1 protein-coding gene is annotated in these 1,333 nt (G+C 70.3%); it reads right to left on the reverse strand.

Annotated features, from left to right (window positions below; all coding sequences use genetic code 11):
• Positions 1-183: 183 nt before the first annotated feature.
• Positions 184-1,333, reverse strand: a 1,150-nt coding sequence (locus BKE38_RS28870; protein ID WP_408887437.1) for a cobaltochelatase CobT-related protein, incomplete at its 5' end; no start/stop codon positions are given.

Raw genomic sequence — 1,333 nt, forward strand, 5'->3', positions numbered from 1 at the left:
GTTAGGGAAGCGAAGGACCAAGGAACGAACACGCGTAGGGTCGTCGGTGGCGCAAGATGGGTGTAAGAGACAGGAGGGGGCGGGCGGGGGGGGCGCGGCCGCGGATGACCGCCCGCGTCCCCCAGGCGCCGAGCCCGCCCAGGCCCAAGGCGCCCAGGAGCAGGCTGCGGCGATTGAAGTGGATCACGCCAGGATGGGTGCCCGCTCGGTGGCCGCGCGCTGGAAGGCGGCGGCGGCATCCTCGTCGAAGAGCTCGGCGAGCTTCTTCATCATGGTGCCGCCCAGCTCCTCGGCATCGACGATGGTCACGGCGCGGCGGTAGTAGCGGGTGACGTCGTGGCCGATGCCGATGGCGATCAGCTCGGCGAAGGGGCGGCCCTCGATCTCGCCGATCACCTTGCGCAGGTGCCGCTCCAGGTAGTTGCCGGGATTGACCGACAGGGTGCTGTCGTCGACCGGGGCGCCGTCGCTGATGACCATCAGGATGCGGCGCTTCTCCGGGCGGCTGAGCAGGCGCTTATAGGCCCATTCCAGCGCCTCGCCGTCGATGTTCTCCTTCAGCAGGCCTTCGCGCAGCATCAGGCCCAGGTTCTTGCGGGCGCGGCGCCAGGGGGCGTCGGCCGACTTGTAGACCACGTGGCGCAGGTCATTCAGGCGGCCAGGGTTGCGCGGCTTGCCTTCCTGCACCCAGCGCTCACGGCTCTGCCCGCCCTTCCAGGCGCGGGTGGTGAAGCCCAGGATCTCGACCTTGACCGAGCAGCGCTCCAGCGTGCGGGCCAGGATGTCGCAGCACATGGCGGCGACCGAGATGGGGCGCCCGCGCATGGAGCCCGAATTGTCGATCAGCAGGCTGACCACGGTGTCGCGGAAATCAGCCTCGCGCTCGCGCTTGTAGGACAGCGACAGCATCGGGTTGACGACGATGCGGGCCAACCGCGCGGCGTCGAGCTGGCCTTCCTCGAGGTCGAATTCCCAGGCGCGCTGCTGCTGCGCCAGCAGGCGGCGCTGCAGCCGGTTGGCCAGCTTGGAGACGACGCCCTGCAGATGCGACAGCTGCTGGTCCAGCTGCTGGCGCAGGCGGGACAGCTCCTCGGCGTCGCAGAGATCCTCGGCCAGGACCTCCTCGTCGAACTTGCGGGTGAAGGCGCGGTAGACGCTGGCATCGTCGACCGGCGGCGTGTCGCGGCGCTGCTGCGGGCCGCCCGGGCGGTCCTCGCCTTCGGCGGCGACACCTTCCTCTTCCTCGGACTCGCCCTCTTCCTCGGCGCCCTCGCCCTGCATGGTCTCGGGCTGGGCGCCCAGCCCGAGACCATGCAGGGCGAGGGCGCCGAGG

It is taken from the genome of Teichococcus deserti (genome assembly GCF_001982615.1).
Lineage (GTDB): Bacteria > Pseudomonadota > Alphaproteobacteria > Acetobacterales > Acetobacteraceae > Pseudoroseomonas > Pseudoroseomonas deserti.